Here is a 16,292-nt window from a genome sequence, read left to right as displayed (position 1 = left end):
GCTTATGCAAATTTGCGATAGAAGCAATTTGCCTTGCGCGTATTGGTATTTTGGGGTGCTGGCAAGCCGAAATGCTTGGCGGTTAAAGATAAAAGGTTTTCGGGAGGGGCAAGTAGCTAGCCGGTGATAGCTTTTCGCTTGAAGTGCCTGGTTTCGGGCCAGCTGTTCCACGCAGCCGGCAGAGAGGCTTGAGAGGGGGAAGGCTCAAAGCGGCCAAAGCCTGCCAGACGAAACCATAAGTACCAACGGCAGCTGTCCAGCCAAAAGCAAGCGAAGGGTGTGATGAGTTTACGAACGGCACCAATCGGGAACGACGCTGTGCAATTTTTTATGGCATATTGAGCCTGAACAGCCACCAAGTCATTCAACGAATAATATGTTCATGTAGGCTGGTTGCACCGAGTTCTTTTCGCACCAAGCATCAAAGCGATCACGATCAATCGCCACGTAGCCGCTCCCATCATTATTAGTTAGAACGTGAGTAACACGAGATTGGCCGCAAGTTCTCGCCGTCCTTAGCAAAGGCTCTGGTTTGAAGTAACGATTTGAGGGTGTAAGAATTTTTGTGTAAACGGTCATTAGGCAGGAAACTGCCCTTACTTTGAGGAGTAACTATGACCTTACCCAAATCGATCCCAACCGACCTAATCGATACCTTATTGTCCGGCTATCAAAAACCGGAAGACCTGCTGGGCGAAAATGGCCTGCTGAAACAACTCACCAAGGCGCTGGTGGAGCGGGCTTTAGAAGCTGAAATGACCGAACATCTGGGGCATGGCAAGCATGAGTCTGTCAGTAATGCTACGGGGAATACGCGCAACGGCAAAAGCCGTAAAACGCTGAAAGGTGATTTTGGCGCATTGCCGATTGAGATTCCACGTGATCGTCATGGTCAGTTCGAGCCGCAAATCATTGGCAAACACCAATCCCGTTGGACGGGCTTTGACGACAAGATTATTTCGCTTTATGCCCGAGGGCTGACGGTCAGGGAAATCCAGAGCCATCTGGAAGAGCTGTATGGCACTGAAGTGTCGTCTAGCTTGATTTCCTCAGTGACGGACGCCGTGATTGAGGAAGTGAAAGCCTGGCAAACGCGACCGCTCGACCCGGTTTACCCCATCGTTTATCTCGATTGCATCCACGTCAAAGTGCGCGATACCGGTGCGGTGCGGGTCAAGGCCGTTTATCTGGCGATTGGAATTAACCTAAGCGGGGAAAAGGAAGTGCTGGGCTTATGGATTGCCCAAACCGAAGGTGCCAAGTTCTGGTTACAGGTGGTGACAGACCTGAAAAATCGCGGCGTCCAAGACATCTTCATCGCCTGTGTCGATGGCTTGAAAGGCTTTCCCGAAGCGATTGAAACCGTCTATCCACACACAGCCGTTCAACTGTGCATCGTGCATTTGGTCCGCAACAGCCTCAACTATGTCGGCTGGAAAATGCGCAAACAGATCGCCGCCGATCTCAAGCAGATTTACCAGTCAGCCACCGTCGCCAAGGCGGAGCAGAAGCTGGCTGAGTTCGAGGTGCAGTGGAACGAGGCCTACCCTCCCATTGCCCAAATTTGGCGACGTCATTGGGATCGGATCATCCCCTTTTTCGACTATCCGCCGGAGATACGCCGCATCATTTACACCACCAATGCCATTGAGTCGGTCAACATGAGTTTGCGGAAAATCACCAAGAATCGCGGTTCATTTCCCAGTGATGAAGCCTTGTCGAAATTGTTCTATTTGGCCCTGATGAATATCAGTAAAAAATGGACCATGCCTTTGCATGACTGGAAAGCCGCGTTGAATCGGTTTAGCATTCAGTTTGAAGACAGGATGCACAATCGATAATTAAATCCCGTTTACACAAAATTCAGGACACCCTCAACGATTTAACAACTTGTTCTAATGTATGGTTGTGTTCCTTTTTCAAGTACACATCCATTCCTAAATCAAGGGGAGGTAGCCGCCCTGCATTGCCATTATGTTAATGGCAGATAATTCTGCGGCCCCAACTTTTGAGGGCTCCCAAGTCGTTTGCTCGCCTCGCACAAGACGCTTTTCTTTGTATTCGGTTGAGTTGTAAGCCCAGCCAACTTGTTCCCCTACTTCGTGAGGCTCTGCGATCAACAGAGGCGCGACAGTCTCCATATCCAGGTCTGAGCCATACGGCATTTTTACATCAAAATGACTCGAAATCTTCGACCATATTAACTCCAAAATTATTCTTGCGGGATTGTGTCGCGTGGAAAAAATAACCACCCACGAATTTGTGTCCCTAATGACAAGATAAGGGTAGCCATTCCCTTTAATTACACAGAAATTGTTGGATGTTACCAATGTTGGCAGACTAGGGACACCGAGCCCCTGGCCACTTGTTTTTTCCCGTTCTTCGATTATGTCAATAAAGGCAGTGCGAAGTCCTGCTTCGGTCTTGTATCCTTCGTAGCCATGCACAATACTTACTGGTGCATGCTGTTCTTGAACTAAGGTGTAAAAAAGTATAGCTTCTGTTTTCGGGAGTTGATGTATACCAAGATAATGAGTTGGAGCCATCTTTCCTGTAAGTTGAGCGAACGCCTTCCTTGCTTGGGAAATATCTGGTTCAAAATTGCCACCCCTCAGCTTTTCCTCGAAGTGTTCTGCAAATTTTCTTCTGATGTCTCCTAGATGATCAAATGCGTCGGAATAATCTGCTTTAGTAAGCGTTTTCTTAACTTCAAAGATGCAAAGAATGCAACTTATATCATAGATGTATTGGTCGGTTATTCCGTACTGTCGACCATTGCCCTCTACTAGCATGCAATCGATCTGCTGGGGCAGCATTTCACCCGCGATTTCTATAAATCCACTAACAACACGGAGATTTAGGGACTTGGGTATTGCAAAGTTTTTGTCGATGCCTTGTTTCGTTATTTCCTCGTAAGCACTTCCTAGGGTTGGCATGTGAGGCATGACGACACCGTTGAGTTTCTTTTTTCCTCTTCAATGAAAAGTGTCAGGAGTTCAGATGCATGCGTGATCATGAGGATAAATTGAGGGAACTTATGGCAAAGTGAAGTAGGGTGGGCACACTTTCTGTGCCCACGCGGAAGCCCCCTTATATAGGTTGGCAGAAAAATCATTGCCTACCCTACGCATTTGCCTTGTTTTGGGGGCGTTTTTGCAGATTACTTTGCCATCAAATCGAAATCGGTTCATCGAGTTTTCAAAATCAATTTAGGCCGATTCCTAATAAAACGATCATCGTGGTCAAGTCGTTCCAGGGGGCCGGATCGATCTTGGAACACTCTAATCCCTCACCCATTCTTCCACCAGCCGGCTAGGCATATGCGTGGACTCGCTGGATTGCGGGTAGTTTTTGCCGGCGAGGATGCAGTAGATCACCCGTAAGGTATCTGCCAGCAACAGCCAGGTGATCAGCATGAACAGGCTGGTCAAGCCGGCATTCAAATAGTCGTTGAAGATCAGATGCGGAGCAGCTTTGATTTGTTCGGCCGGTAGTGCGCCGTTGGCGAGTTTGGCGGATAAATCGGCGGCGTGAGACAAAAAACCTACCCGTAAATCGGCGGCAAACAATTTTTCCCAGGCGGCGGTGCTGGTGACGATAATCAACCAGGCCAAAGGGACGGCCGTTACCCAAGCGTATTTCAGTTTGTCCGACTTCACCAATATCGTGGTGGCGACGCATAAGGCAATCGCGGCCAGCATCTGGTTGGCGATGCCGAATAATGGCCACAGGCTGTTGATGCCGCCCAACGGGTCGATGGTGCCCATGTATAGAAAGTAACCCCAGGCACCCACCACCAAACCGCTAGTCAGTAGGATGCTGGGATAGCTATTGGTTTTTGCCAGGCCAATATTGCCCAGCATATCTTGCAGCATGAAACGGGCAACGCGGGTGCCGGCGTCGAGCGTGGTCAAAATGAATAAAGCTTCGAACATGATTGCAAAGTGATACCAGGCTGCCAGCAGGTGTTCGCCGAACACTTGCGCGAACAAACTGGCCATACCCACCGCCAGCGACGGCGCGCCGCCGGTGCGGGCGAACAGCGTCGATTCGCCCATGGTTTTCGCCAGGGTTTGCATCTGCTCGACACCAACTGGAAAACCCCAACTGCTTATCTTGGCGACCGCATCGACCGCTTCCTTGCCGACGATGCCGGCCGGGCTGTTGATGGCAAAATACACGCCCGGCTCCAATACCGAGGCGGCGATCATCGCCATGATCGCGACGAAGGATTCCATTATCATCGCGCCGTAACCTATGAAGCGGGCGTCCTGCTCGTTAGCCAGCAACTTGGGCGTGGTGCCGGAGGAAATCAGTGCATGAAAGCCGGAAATTGCGCCGCAGGCGATGGTGATGAATACGAAGGGGAAGAGCTTGCCGCCGAATATCGGGCCGGTGCCGTCTATGAACTGGGTGAGGGCAGGCATTTTCAACTCCGGGCGCAGTACCACAATGGCAATCGCCAGCGCGGTGATGGTGCCCAGTTTCATGAACGTGGATAAATAATCGCGCGGAGCCAACAATAGCCAGACTGGCAATACCGCCGCCGCAAAGCCGTACAAAATCACCATTAAAGCCAGTTGCGGGGCGTCGTAATCGAACCAGCTCCGTATGGTTGGGCTATCGTCTATCCAGCCGCCGCCCAGGACCGCAAATATCAGCAAGGAAACGCCGATCAGGGTGGCTTCCAATACCCGGCCTGGCCTTAAATGATGTAAGTAACAGCCCATCAGCACCGCAATCGGGATCGTCGCCGCCACGGTGGAGGTGGCCCAGGGGCTATGCTTCATCGCGTTGACCACCACCAGGCCCAATACCGCGATCAGTATGATCATGATCATCATCACGCCTATCATGGCGGCGGTGCCGCCGATCGCGCCCAGTTCGTCCTTGGCCATTTGTCCCAGGGAACGGCCGTCGCGGCGGATCGAGAAAAACAGCGTAACAAAATCCTGCACGCAACCGCCCAAAACCGCGCCGATCAATATCCATAAAGTACCCGGCAGGTAGCCGAATTGCGCCGCCAAAGTCGGGCCGATCAACGGGCCGGGGCCGGCAATCGCGGCAAAATGATGGCCGAACACCACCCATTTGTGAGTCGGCATGAAGTCACGGCCGTCGTCGAAGCATTCCGCCGGTGTGGCGCGGCTGGGGTCTAACACTAAGACTTTAGTGGCGACAAAGGCGCTGTAGAAACGATAACCCAGCGCATAAATGCAAATCGCCGCGACGATCAGCCACATGCTGTTAATGCTTTCGCCGCGTTGCAAGGCGATGCCGCCGAGCGCGCAGGCGCCGGTCAGGGCCACGCAGGCCCAAAAGAAAGTGGAGGATAGTTGCTTGTTCGGGCCGGGCATGGCTGTTCCTTTCGAAAGTAATTCAGGGTATTGCGTGATAAAGTTCGCAAAATGGTAGCACGCCGGCAACGATTGCTGTAGCCGGTTAATAGCGGTTTTCCGGCGTTTCGGCATTTTTAGGCATCGGGTATGAGCCGCCGTCCGGGATAATATTGCTCGCGCGTCGAGTTAACCGATAACATTCCCAGCGTTATAAATAGACTTTTTTCAATGCTTGACTAAGGAGGACGATGATGAATAAAAATACTTTCAGCATGATGTTGTTGGCCGCTACGGCTATTCTGACGGCTAAGCCGGCATTCGCCGACACCGCGCCGGCCGCGAAACCGGAACATGGCGAGTACCGGGACTGGCGTTTGCTGGGCGTATCGCTACGTCATGACAAAAGCAGTATGCGCGCCATCGTCGGTAACGACATCGCGATCAACGCCGCGCGGGCGGGGAAAGTGAAACCCTGGCCCGACGGCTCCGTCATTGCCAAGATCAAATGGGGCGAAAGAAAACATCCCAACTGGGAACAAGCCACGGTCCCCGGCGAATTCACGGCGGCCGAAGCGATGGTAAAAGACAGCAAAAAATACGCGGAAACCGGCGGCTGGGGCTTTGGTATTTGGGAAGGTAAAACCTTGAAAATGCTGGATAAGGAAAAATCCGCACCTTGTTTTGCCTGCCATTTGCCGATGAAGGACAGCGATTACGTTTACACTTTGCCTAATCTGCAATAACCGTCTTTAACTTGAACCGGAGGCTGGCTTATTCGCCTCCGGTCGCGATAGACATTAGACTGCCGACATGCGCCGCGACGCTGTTTGCCAATGCCTGCAAATTGTAGCCGCCTTCCAACGCCGAAATGAGCCGGCCCTGACAGCAACTGTCGGCAATGGCGATCAATTCTTCGGTAATCCAGCGATAATCGTCCTCCAATAACTCCAAGGATGCCAAGGGGTCGTCCCGATGGGCATCGAAACCGGCCGAGACCAAAATAAGTTCCGGATTGAATTTTCTCACCGCCGGCAAAACGATCTGCCGATACTTTTCCCGGAAGACTTCGCCGCCGCTGCCGGAAGGCAGGGGCACGTTGATGATATTGCCCACGCCGTTTTCCGAAGGATGACCGCTGCCCGGATAATGCGGCCATTGATGGCTGGAGGCGTATAAAACTTGCGCTTGTTCGTAAAAAGCCGCTTGGGTGCCGTTGCCGTGATGAACGTCGAAATCGACGATGGCGATGCGCTGCAAGCCATATCGGTGGCGGGCATATTCCGCGGCTATCGCGATATTGTTGAACAGGCAAAACCCCATCGCATAATCCGGCATGGCGTGGTGGCCCGGTGGCCGTAACGCGCAAAACGCATTAGTATTTTGCCCGCCGCAGACCCTATCCACCGCATCGCATACCACCGCTACTGCCCGCAGCGCCGCTTGCTTCGAACCGGGCGACACTACCGTATCCGCGTCTAAATTGGCGTATCCTTGCGCGGGTATCGTTGCGAGTACCTTGGCAATCATGCTTTTACTGTGAATCAACGCAATCTTGTCTTGAATATCGCTTGGAATTTCCGGCAGAAGCCGAACCAGACCGGCAAACTCCGCGGCGGCAAGCGCTTGTTCGATCACTTGCAAACGGTCCGCACTTTCCGGATGCGCCCGGCCGGTGTCGTGACCCAAGAAATCGGGATGCCCATAATAAAGTGTGCGCATAAGCTTAATCCCCCGGATTTTGCTCAGAGCCATTCTCTTTGCGGTTTGTTAAGTGCAGTGTATATCAAGCGGACTAAAAAAAGCCATGGATATTAGCTGCTTAGCGCTGGTTTTATTTTATGCTGGGTATTTTCCGGTTGCGATTAAGTTAGCCGCAGCCGATAGCATGCGCCCGATATATCGCAAAATTCTTGCTTTGTGAATTAAACGAAACTACGGCCGGCGGAATAGGCACTGTAGGAAGGCCCGATTGTTGGGCGAAGTGTTTCTGTCGGGCGATTCGAACAAACCCGACGCAGTTTTCCGGGTTGCTCGAACCTATCCAAGGTTTAAAGCTCTCTAGTCGGACTAAAGCTTATGTCCGGCCAACGCTCTTCGGTTAATTGTAAATTGACGCGACTGCTTGCCAGATACACTAAGTAGCCGCCGCCATCTTCGGCCAAATTTTCGAAGGCTTTGTTTTTAAACTCTTCCAATTTGGCCTGGTTTTTCGAGCTGATCCAGCGCACGGTGTTGATAGGCGACACATCGTAGGCACATTCGACGCTGTATTCGTTTTTCAAACGATGAGCCGTAACGTCGAACTGCAAGATGCCTACCGCGCCGAGTATCAAATCGTTATTCTTCAGCGGTTTGAATAGCTGCGTGGCGCCTTCTTCGGTCAACTGAATCAAACCTTTCTGCAAAGCCTTCGCCCGTAACGGGTCTTTCAATACCACGCGCCGAAATAATTCCGGTGCGAAATAAGGAATGCCGCCAAATTTCAGGGTTTCGCCTTGCGTAAACGTGTCGCCGACCTGAATCGTGCCATGGTTGTGCAGACCGATGATGTCGCCAGGGTAAGCTTCTTCGACGTTTTTGCGGCTGTCGGCCTGAAAGGTAATGGCATTGGCGACCTGAATATTTTTACCGATCCGTACATGATTGACTTTCATGCCCTTATCGAATTTACCGGAGCAAATCCGCATAAACGCCACACGGTCGCGATGGGCGGGATCCATATTGGCCTGAATTTTAAACACAAAACCGGTGAATTTTTCCTCGTCCGGCTGAACTTCGCGTTGTTCCGCCTTGCGCGACCGGGGGCCGGGCGCATATTCGGCAAATGCGTCCAGTAACTCAATAATGCCGAAGTTATTGATCGCGGAACCGAAGAATACCGGCGTTTGTTCGCCGGCTAAATATTTGGCGTGATCGAATTCATGGCTGGCGCCTTTGACCAATTCGATCTCGTCGCGCAATTCTTCCGCCTGATAACCCAGTAGTTCGTCGAGCTTGGGATTGTTTAGGCCTTTGATGATTTCGGCCTTGGCAATCCGGCCGCCATGGTGCGGACTGAACAGCAAAATCTCGTCCTTATAAAGCTGATAAACCCCTTTAAAGCGTTTACCCATGCCGATCGGCCAAGTCATTGGCGTGCATTGAATTTTCAATACACTTTCCACTTCGTCCAGCAATTCGATCGGTTCGCGGCCTTCGCGGTCCAGCTTGTTGATAAAGGTCAAAATCGGCGTATCGCGCAAGCGGCAGACTTCCATCAGTTTGATGGTTCTATCCTCTACACCCTTGGCGACGTCGATCACCATCAAAGCCGAGTCCACCGCGGTCAAAGTGCGGTAAGTATCTTCCGAGAAGTCTTCGTGGCCCGGCGTGTCCAGCAAATTGATGATGCAATCGTTGTGTTCGAACTGCATCACCGACGTGGTGACGGAAATGCCGCGTTCCTTTTCCATCTCCATCCAGTCGGAGGTGGCATGACGCGCGGCTTTTCGGCCTTTAACCGAGCCGGCCAACTGAATCGCGCCGCCGAACAGCAACAGTTTTTCGGTGATAGTGGTTTTTCCCGCGTCGGGATGCGAGATGATCGCGAAGGTTCGGCGTCTATTGGCTTCTGCGGCAATTTCAGTGGTCATGATGCTTAGGTAATTGGTATATCAATTGCTTATTATCCCGGTTTTTGCCGGAAAAAATAAGGGGCTATACGAGAGTCCCGGTCGCCATGCCGGGGTTTTTATCCGGGGCGATGGCAGAACCAGCGACAAGTCGGCAAATTACGCCACGAAATACTCGTGCGCGACTCACGCCGGTTAACGCCGACCGTCCATGCGTTCGGGATAAATTTGCTGCCGCATCAATGTGCGCTAACGTACTGACGTTATACTTGGTAGGCGTTAGTCTGTGCTAAACAGACTGTATGATTCCCATTCCAATATGTTATCCGGGCTCGATGCGGCGAAGCGACCCGCGTGCCGGCGCTAACGACAGGCAAAAATCTGGTGATATGATTCGCCGCCCCTATATCCAATCGAGCTGAAACATGGACAAACCCCGAAATGCCAGACTAGGCTCCGACGCGTTATCGTTAGTTCGCTCCACCCATAAAGCCGATAAACCCAGCAAAGCGTTAAAGCTCGGGACCGATGCCAATAGCGCGCCACCTATCGTCGCCATAGGCGCATCGGCTGGGGGCTTGGAGGCTTTGGAACAGTTTTTCGCGCAGGTTCCCGCGGCCTGCGGCGTGGCTTTTGTGGTGATTCAGCATCTTGATCCCAATCATCAGGGTATGTTGCCGGAACTGTTGCAGCGGGGTACGCCGTTGACAGCGGTTCAAATAACCGACCGTATAAAAGTGAAGCCGGATTGGGTGTACGTGATTCCGCCGAATAAAGACTTATCGATTCTGCACGGCAATTTGCATTTGCTCGAGCCGCTCGCACCTCGGGGTCTACGCTTGCCCATCGATTCATTTTTCCGGGCTTTGGCGGACGATCAGCACGAACGGGCGATTGGTGTCATCTTATCGGGTATGGGTTCCGACGGTACCTTAGGGCTACGGGCAATCAAGGAAAACGCCGGTTTGGCGGTGGTACAGGAGCCAAGCTCGGCGCAATTCGATTCGATGCCGCGTAGCGCCATCGATGCCGGCCTGGCGGACATTGTTGCTGCGCCGCAAGAATTATGGGAAAAGATACTGGCTTATTTAAAGCGCAGTCCGCGCGGCTTGCACGCCGTACCGGAAATTGTCTTGGAAGCGAAAAGCCAAAGCGCGCTGGAACAAATCGTGATTTTGCTGCGCGAGCGCACCGGAAACGATTTCTCTCTGTATAAAAAAAACACCATTTATCGGCGCATCGAACGGCGCATGGGCTTGCATCAAATCGACGCCATAGCCAACTACGTGCGTTATCTGTGCGAGAACCCGCAGGAATTGGATCTGCTATTCAAGGAATTATTGATCGGCGTGACCAATTTTTTTCGCGATCCGCTGGTTTGGGAATATTTAAAAACCGATGTCATACCGGCGCTGCTGGCCGAATATCCAGCCGGTAAGGCTTTGCGTGCCTGGGTGCCGGCTTGTTCGACCGGCGAGGAAGCGTATTCTTTGGCAATAATCTTCAAGGAAGTATTGGCCGCAAACCAAACCCGGCAGCCGTTTAAACTACAGATATTTGCGACCGATCTGGATCAGGACGCCATCGACAAAGCCCGGCAGGGTCTGTATCCGGCCAATATCGCCGGCGACGTTTCTGCCGAACGCTTGAGTCGGTTCTTTAGCGCGGATGGCGGCGGTTATCGAATTAAAAAAGAAATCCGCGAAATGGTAATTTTTGCGCCGCATAACGTGATCATGGATCCGCCGTTTACCAAACTGGATTTGCTTTGCTGCCGCAACCTGTTGATTTATCTAAGCCAGGAATTGCAGAAAAAACTGGTTTTGCTATTCCATTACGCGCTTGCCAACCAAGGGGTTTTGCTGCTGGGCAACGCCGAAACGACCAGTAATACGGCGCATTTATTTAATGTAATCGATAACAAATCCCGGCTTTACCGGCGGATAGGCACGCCTTTTCCGTTGGACGTGGATTTTCCTACCAAGTATTTCCCCATCACCGCCATGGCAAACGACACCGATAAAATTCAACCTATCGCCAATCTGCAAACTTTGGCCGACCAGTTGCTGCTGCAGCACTTTGCACCGGCGGCGGTTTTGGTCAATACCGGCGGCGATATTCTCTATATCAGCGGCCGTACGGGTAAGTATTTGGAACCGGCGGCCGGCAAGGCCAACTGGAATATCCACGCGATGGCTCGGGAAGGATTGCGGCACGAATTAATCGGCGCGTTAAAGAAAGCTCACGGCCAAAGCGAAGCCGTTCATGTGCAGGGACTTAGCGTCGGCAACAATGGCGGCAGCCAAACCGTCAATTTGACGGTGCAAGTGATTACCAAACCCGAAGCCTTGAAGGGCATGTCGATAGTGGTGTTCACCGATGTGGCAACGCCGGCAAGCGGCACCACCAGCAGTAAATCGCCCAGCGCGGCGCAGAAATCATTACAAATCGAATTGCAGCAAGCGCGCGAAGATTTACAGACTTTACGCGAAGAAATGCAGACCTCGCAGGAAGAATTGAAATCCGCGAACGAAGAATTGCAATCGACAAACGAGGAGTTGCAATCCACTAACGAGGAACTAACTACGTCCAAGGAAGAAATGCAGTCGTTGAACGAGGAACTGCAAACCGTCAATGCCGAATTGCAGATCAAAGTCGACGACCTGTCCAGGGCCAGCAACGACATGAATAATTTGTTGAACAGCATGGAAATTGCCACGGTGTTTCTGGACAACACGCTCAATATCCGCCGCTTTACCAGCCACATCAGCCATTTGTTCAAGGTAATCGCCGCCGACGTTGGCCGGCCGCTGTCGGACATTGTGACCGATTTGGACTATTCCGAATTACAACAGGATGCTCAGGAAGTACTACGTACGCTGGTGTTCGTGGAAAAACAGGTTAGAGCCCGCGACGAACGCTGGTTTAAGGTGAGAATTATGCCTTACCGTACCCAGGATAATTTAATCGACGGTGTGGTGATTACCTTCATCGACATCTCCGAAACCAAAAAGCTGGAAGCCGAATTAAGGAACAGCAATGAAAAAACGCCATGATTGCAGTCGGAGCAATGGAGAATTACGCGGGCGCGCCGAGCGGCAATTGGCGGAAACCGCGCCGGGTAACGCAAACGAAGCGGACCACAAGTTGGTGCACGAGCTTCAAGTACATCAAATCGAATTGGAGATGCAAAACGAGGCGCTACGCGAGGCCCGGATGACTGCCGAACAAGCCTTGCAACGCTACGCCGAACTGTTCGATTTCGCCCCTGTCGCTTACTTTACCTTGAGTAGCGACGGCGGCGTGAAGCAGACTAATTTCAACGGCGAACGCATGTTGGGCATGGAACGCAGCAAGATTAGCGGCCGGCACTTTGCCAATATCGTCGCCAGCGAATATCGCACTTCGTTTCAACGTTTTTTGGAACAAGTGTTTACCAATCCGGGGGCTCAGCATTGCGAGATCGTGCTGGAGCCTGGTGGCCATCCTTGCTGGGTAGCTGTCGAGGCGATTGCCGATAGCGACCGCCGCACCTGTCTGGCCGCCATGGTGGATATCAGCGAGCGCAAACGCGACGAACAGGAGCTGCAACTGGCTGCCACCGTCTATCTGGCCATAGACGAAGCCATCATGGTGGCCGATACCAACGACTTGATCATTGCCATCAATCCGGCATTTACCAAGCTTAACGGGTATTCAGCCGCCGAGGCCATCGGCCAGACCACGGCCTTATTGAAATCCAGCCGCCACGACGAGGCCTTTTTTAACGCGATGTGGACGCAGCTAAATACCACGGGCCAATGGCAAGGCGAGATCTGGAATCGGCGAAAAAACGGCGGCGAATATCTGGCACGCTTATCGATCAGCACGGTCTTTGACGGCAATGGCCGGGAGATTCGGCGGGTGGCGATGTCGTCCGACATTACCGAACAACGCCGTGCCGAAGAACTGATCCATCAACAAGCCAATATCGATCCGCTCACCGATCTGCCGAATCGGCGGATGTTTCTGGATCGATTGCAGCGGGCCATCAACAAGTCGCACCGCGAACATCAAAAACTGGCCGTAATGTTCATGGATTTGGATCATTTCAAAGACATCAACGACACGCTTGGTCACGACGTAGGCGACCGGTTGCTTAGGGAAACCACGCAACGCCTGATGAGTTGCATTCGCGAAACCGATACGTTGGCCCGGCCGGGCGGCGATGAATTTACGCTGATCATGAGCGAACTGCATGAACTGAACAGCATCGACCGGGTGGCCCAGGCCATGTTACGAACCATGACGGCGCCGTTTCAGCTAAAGAACGAACGTTGCTACGTATCGGTCAGTATAGGTATTGCCTTGTATCCGGACGATGCCGGCACTTTGGAAGACTTGCTAAAGAAAGCCGACCAAGCTATGTACGTCGCGAAAAGCAAGGGGCGCAGCCAGTTTTGTTACTTCACGCCGGCGATGCAGGACGCGGCGGAAATCAGATTGCGGCTGACTAACGACCTCCGGCACGCCATTACCGACAATCAATTCTGGGTGGCCTACCAACCGATAGTCGATTTGGCGACCGGCGAAATCAAAAAAGCTGAGGCGCTGGTGCGTTGGCAGCATCCCACTCGCGGCTTGATCAGTCCCGCCGAATTTATCCCGATAGCGGAAGACAGCGGCCTGATCACGGAAATAGGTTCCTGGGTATTTCATCAAGTTGCCAATCAAGTAGCGAATTGGCGTATCAATCACCATGCCTTGTTTCAAATCAGTATCAATAAATCCCCGGCGCAGTTTCACAATAACAGCGACAAAATGGCCGATTGGTTTGAACATTTAGCGCGCTTGGGTTTGCCCGGCGGCTGCATTGCCGTAGAGATTACCGAAGGCTTATTACTGGAGAATTCCAGTATTGTGTCCGATAAATTAATGGCCTTTAAAAACGCCGGTATGCAAACCTCGTTGGACGATTTCGGTACCGGCTATTCCTCGCTGTCTTATTTAAAAAAATACCACATCGATTTTTTAAAGATCGACCAAGCCTTTGTCTCCAATCTAGTTGCCCATTCCACCGACATGGCCTTATGCGAAGCCATTATTGTGATGGCGCACGTGCTAGGGATGAAAGTGATCGCGGAAGGCGTGGAAACCGAAGAACAACGCGACTTGCTGTTGAAAGCCGGCTGCGATTACGGCCAAGGTTATTTATTTTCGAAACCGGTGCGGGCGGAGGAGTTCGAAAAGTTATTTCAAACCGGAGAGTTCGACAACGCTGCAAGCGTATAGTTAGTAAGTCTAACGCCTGCGGTTGAGACTTGGCGCAGTCAGCAGATTTTGCTAACTAGCCGAATTAAGATTCTTCCGGTGCGAATTTTCAAAACAGATCGGCATCTCGTATCGGCGCATAGCAGCTGAAATTGATCCGCATATGCCGCCCGAACAACAACTGGTGGCGCCGCTTTGTTCGTTACCGTACAGACTAACGCGGGTTCCGTCCTTAGAATCAGAGTGAGCTTTCAAGCAGCCGGGCGTGCTGGATTAGTGTGGATTTTACACATGTCGTTACCGGCGCCTTGTCCGTAAACACCACTCAAAAAGGAACCCGTCATGAAAACCTCATCCATTAACTTATCCGATAAGCTGTTTGCTATTGGATGTATATCCGCCGTGTTAGGACTGGTTGCGTGTCAACCGGAAGGGCAGGCGGAAAAAGCCGGGCAAAAAATCGATAAAGCCGTGGAAAACCTCGGACAAAACGTCGAACAATCCGCGGACAAGACCAGCCAAAAAATCGAAGCAGTGAAACAATCGATAGAGCAGCAGGCAGAAAAAACCGGCGCATCCATCGATAAAGCCGGCGAAACCTCTAACGAGGCGCTGGAAAAAGCCGGTAAGCAGATAGATCAAGCCATTAATAACTCCGAAAGACGCATCGAAGCCGCCAAGGATTCGGTAGTGGATAGCACTAAGGCCACAAGCGAATATCTGGACGACTCGGTAATCACCGCCAAAATCAAGACGGTGTTGTTAAACGACGATTTTCTAAAACTGGCACCGATCGATGTGACGACAGTTGATGGCGTGGCAACCTTGCGCGGTACCGTCGATTCCGAGCAAATGGCGGCGAGGGCGATAGGCTTGGCGAATAGTCAAGAGCACGTTAAATCGGTGCAAAATCAGCTAACAATCAAAACCAGCGTGCCGAGTAAATTATGAATATTTGTCATCCGATTATTGTTGCCGGGACCGTAATACTTGCGGCGCCAGCGGTGCAGGCTACGGCTGCGGACGATGCCTATATCGCCGGCTATGCCGCTGCTGCTTTGAAGCACGACTTAAACCTGGATATGCCGGCACTGGCAGTCAAAGACGGCGTTATCACTCTGCCGGCTGCTAACTTAAGCGGGTCGGAACGCGCCCAAGCCAGCAAAGTTTTAGCGGAGATTCCCGGCGTGAGTGCAGTCAAAATAGCCGAAACCACCGATGTACATGCCAGAGAGGCCGCTGGGTTTGCCGGCGATTCGACTACCTTGACCGCAACCGATACGCTGGTGTTGCCGACCGGATTGTTGCCGACCGGGCATTTGTTCAAAGGGTTACTGGCCGATCCGCGCTGGGCTCATTTTTCCGCGGCTTACCGGAATTACCAAAGCAATAATTTCGACGGCCGCGATATAGCCTCGGTAAGCTTTGGCGAAACCATCCCGTTTTATCGCGCCAATTTCGGCCGTTCCGCCGCGCAATGGGAAGCGGGTCTGCAGGCCGGCGTTTTTAGCGACTTCAACCTGGACGCAGCGTCATCCGATCTGGTGAATACCGATTTTATTGCCTCGGTTTACTCCAGTGCACGCGTCGGCCAGTTTTCAGCGTTCGGCCGGCTCTATCATCAAAGTTCGCATCTGGGCGACGAATTTTTGTTGCGTAAGGTCAACACCACGTTCGAGCGGGTTAACCTGAGTTACGAAGGTGTGGACTTGAAACTGTCTTACGAACTGCCTTACGGCGTGCGGATTTACGGTGGCGGCGGCGGCTTGTTCCATAGAGAGCCTTCCGCGTTGAAAAAATGGTCCGCGCAATACGGTATCGAATTCAGAAGCCCATGGCGTCTGGATTTTGCCTCGATGCGTCCGATCATCGCCGCCGACATCAAGAATTACGACCAAAACAACTGGAGCGCCGACATCTCGGCTCGAGCCGGCGTCGAATTCGATAATGCCAAAGTACTGGGGCGTAAACTGCAAATTCTGGTCGAATATTTCAATGGCTATTCGCCTAGCGGCCAGTTTTACAAAGACAAAGTGGAATACGTTGGCTTGGGCGCGCATTACCATTTTTAGCGCGTAGGTATAAACAGACG

General features: G+C 52.1%; 10 protein-coding genes. 6 read left to right on the top strand and 4 right to left on the bottom strand.

Annotated elements, in window-relative coordinates:
• Positions 1 to 614: 614 nt before the first annotated feature.
• Positions 615 to 1,841, top strand: a complete 1,227-nt coding sequence (locus ACH50O_RS07540; protein WP_446809210.1) for an IS256 family transposase — start codon at positions 615 to 617, stop codon at positions 1,839 to 1,841.
• A gap of 96 nt (positions 1,842 to 1,937) precedes the next feature.
• Here ACH50O_RS07540 and ACH50O_RS07535 read toward each other — a convergent pair whose 3' ends face one another.
• Together ACH50O_RS07535 and ACH50O_RS07530 are read right to left on the bottom strand one after the other, a co-directional pair.
• A complete protein-coding gene (locus ACH50O_RS07535) occupies positions 1,938 to 2,945 on the bottom strand; it encodes a DUF6602 domain-containing protein (RefSeq protein WP_446811407.1) in 1,008 nt (335 codons plus the stop codon).
• A 336-nt stretch (positions 2,946 to 3,281) separates the two neighbouring features.
• Positions 3,282 to 5,357: a carbon starvation CstA family protein gene (locus ACH50O_RS07530; RefSeq protein WP_446811406.1), complete on the bottom strand. Its 2,076-nt coding sequence runs from the start codon at positions 5,355 to 5,357 to the stop codon at positions 3,282 to 3,284.
• Positions 5,358 to 5,590: 233 nt separating this feature from the next.
• On the opposite strand from ACH50O_RS07530, the gene ACH50O_RS07525 reads away from it, so the two are divergent.
• Complete coding sequence (locus ACH50O_RS07525; RefSeq protein WP_446811405.1) at positions 5,591 to 6,082, top strand: cytochrome P460 family protein; 492 nt, start codon at positions 5,591 to 5,593, stop codon at positions 6,080 to 6,082.
• A gap of 28 nt (positions 6,083 to 6,110) precedes the next feature.
• On the opposite strand, the gene ACH50O_RS07520 is transcribed toward ACH50O_RS07525, so the two are convergent.
• Both ACH50O_RS07520 and ACH50O_RS07515 read right to left on the bottom strand, forming a co-directional pair.
• Positions 6,111 to 7,058: a histone deacetylase family protein gene (locus ACH50O_RS07520; protein ID WP_446811404.1), complete on the bottom strand. Its 948-nt coding sequence runs from the start codon at positions 7,056 to 7,058 to the stop codon at positions 6,111 to 6,113.
• Between the two features lie 329 nt (positions 7,059 to 7,387).
• Positions 7,388 to 8,971 carry a peptide chain release factor 3 gene (locus ACH50O_RS07515; protein WP_446811403.1) on the bottom strand — a complete coding sequence of 528 codons (1,584 nt, stop codon included), beginning with the start codon at positions 8,969 to 8,971 and terminating at the stop codon, positions 7,388 to 7,390.
• 404 nt (positions 8,972 to 9,375) lie between these two features.
• Between ACH50O_RS07515 and ACH50O_RS07510 the strand changes: the two genes are divergently transcribed.
• From ACH50O_RS07510 to ACH50O_RS07495, 4 genes are all read left to right on the top strand, one after another.
• The gene (locus tag ACH50O_RS07510) at positions 9,376 to 12,006 is read left to right on the top strand and encodes a chemotaxis protein CheB (RefSeq protein WP_446811402.1); all 2,631 of its coding nucleotides are present in this window, start codon (positions 9,376 to 9,378) and stop codon (positions 12,004 to 12,006) included.
• Positions 11,990 to 14,221 (top strand): EAL domain-containing protein, encoded by a 2,232-nt coding sequence (locus ACH50O_RS07505; protein ID WP_446811401.1) that lies wholly within the window; start codon positions 11,990 to 11,992, stop codon positions 14,219 to 14,221. The genes ACH50O_RS07510 and ACH50O_RS07505 overlap by 17 nt, the downstream gene beginning before the upstream one ends.
• A gap of 321 nt (positions 14,222 to 14,542) precedes the next feature.
• Positions 14,543 to 15,151 (top strand): BON domain-containing protein, encoded by a 609-nt coding sequence (locus tag ACH50O_RS07500; RefSeq protein ID WP_446811400.1) that lies wholly within the window; start codon positions 14,543 to 14,545, stop codon positions 15,149 to 15,151.
• A complete protein-coding gene (locus ACH50O_RS07495) occupies positions 15,148 to 16,272 on the top strand; it encodes a DUF1207 domain-containing protein (RefSeq protein ID WP_446811399.1) in 1,125 nt (374 codons plus the stop codon). Before ACH50O_RS07500 ends, ACH50O_RS07495 begins: the two co-directional genes overlap by 4 nt.
• Positions 16,273 to 16,292 lie beyond the last annotated feature (20 nt).

Source organism: Methylomonas sp. 2BW1-5-20, assembly GCF_052474515.1.
The sequence above is the reverse complement of the archived record's forward strand: the minus strand, read 5'-3'. Positions and strand labels throughout refer to the sequence as shown.

Bases quoted from the DNA above. Each gene is read 5' to 3' on its own strand.
- ACH50O_RS07540 (WP_446809210.1), top strand. From the start codon at position 615: ATGACCTTACCCAAATCGATCCCAACCGACCTAATCGATACCTTATTG.
- ACH50O_RS07535 (WP_446811407.1), bottom strand. From the start codon at position 2,945: ATGCCTCACATGCCAACCCTAGGAAGTGCTTACGAGGAAATAACGAAA.
- ACH50O_RS07530 (WP_446811406.1), bottom strand. From the start codon at position 5,357: ATGCCCGGCCCGAACAAGCAACTATCCTCCACTTTCTTTTGGGCCTGC.
- ACH50O_RS07525 (WP_446811405.1), top strand. From the start codon at position 5,591: ATGAATAAAAATACTTTCAGCATGATGTTGTTGGCCGCTACGGCTATT.
- ACH50O_RS07520 (WP_446811404.1), bottom strand. From the start codon at position 7,058: ATGCGCACACTTTATTATGGGCATCCCGATTTCTTGGGTCACGACACC.
- ACH50O_RS07515 (WP_446811403.1), bottom strand. From the start codon at position 8,971: ATGACCACTGAAATTGCCGCAGAAGCCAATAGACGCCGAACCTTCGCG.
- ACH50O_RS07510 (WP_446811402.1), top strand. From the start codon at position 9,376: ATGGACAAACCCCGAAATGCCAGACTAGGCTCCGACGCGTTATCGTTA.
- ACH50O_RS07505 (WP_446811401.1), top strand. From the start codon at position 11,990: ATGAAAAAACGCCATGATTGCAGTCGGAGCAATGGAGAATTACGCGGG.
- ACH50O_RS07500 (WP_446811400.1), top strand. From the start codon at position 14,543: ATGAAAACCTCATCCATTAACTTATCCGATAAGCTGTTTGCTATTGGA.
- ACH50O_RS07495 (WP_446811399.1), top strand. From the start codon at position 15,148: ATGAATATTTGTCATCCGATTATTGTTGCCGGGACCGTAATACTTGCG.